The sequence below is a fragment of the Mycobacterium sp. NGS40 genome, from assembly GCF_059812735.1.
This window is the reverse complement of record NZ_JCALDG010000094.1, coordinates 1-1053: the sequence shown is the minus strand read 5'-3', so window position 1 is coordinate 1053 and position 1053 is coordinate 1. Positions and strand designations below refer to the sequence as shown.

At 65.1% G+C, this 1053-nt stretch carries 1 protein-coding gene; it reads right to left on the bottom strand.

The genetic code is table 11. The annotated features are described in order from the left end of the window. Nucleotides 1-949, bottom strand: a 949-nt coding sequence (locus tag AC5Y5O_RS32050; protein ID WP_500028751.1) for an IS481 family transposase, incomplete at its 3' end; no start/stop codon positions are given. Nucleotides 950-1053 lie beyond the last annotated feature (104 nt).

The window sequence follows — 1053 nt, the reverse complement described above, 5'->3', positions numbered from 1 at the left end:
CCGGTGGCGCCGGCGCGCTGGCCCGGGCCACGGCGGCGGGGCGGGCGAACCGCTGGGCGGGGGTGTCCATGTTCAGCGATTGGTGTGGTCGGGCGGTGTTGTAGTCATCCACCCACTCATCGAGGGCTTGCTGGGCGGCCTTCAAAGTCGCAAAAGGTGCTGCGCTGCCTAGGAATTCCGCACGCAGACTGCGGTGGAACCGCTCGATCTTGCCCGTCGTTGTCGGCGAACGGGGCTGGGTGAGCAGATGCTCGATCCCGTTTTCGCGGCAGATCGCATCGAAGAGCACCTCCACCGGCGGATGAAAGAACCGGCCGGTGAACACCTTGCCGTTATCGGTCAAGATCTGCTCGGGCGCCCCGTAGGTCGCTAGTGCCGCCCGCAAGCCGTCACAGACCGCACGGGTGCGCTCACGCGCCATCAACTTAGCGCACACGCACATCCGGGAATGATCATCAATACCCGTCAACGCCTTCGCCGAGGTGCCGTCGGCCAGCGGAAACCCGCCGACGATGTCCATCTGCCACAACTCCATCGGCGCCCCCCGCTCCCAGCGTTTCCACTTGCGCGAACGCCGATCCCGGGCGGTCGGGTCAATCAAGCCAGCCCGCAGCAACGCCCGATACACCGCCGACGACGACGGCACCGGAGACACCTGGCGCTTGGCGAGCTCGAACACCAACCGCCGCGGCCCCCAATACGGACGCGACCGCCGCAACTCCAGCACCGCGGCCTCCACGGCCGCGGGCATCTGATGCGGACAACTCACCGGCCGATGCGACCGATCCGCCAACCCGTCGAGGCCCTCGGCCTCATAGCGGGCTAACCACGAGTGCAGCGTTTGGCGCGACACTCCCACTTTCTCGGCGACCTGCGAAATCGACAACCCATCACTGATCACCGCCAACACGGCCGCATACCGTTGCTCGGCCACGCTCAACTCCCTCATCTAGGGAGTGTCAAGGATCAGCCGAAACCGCTGTAAAGGATCAACCGAAACACTGTCAGGCATCACCCGGAATCGAAACGTCAAGCATCAGCCGAGGTCATACA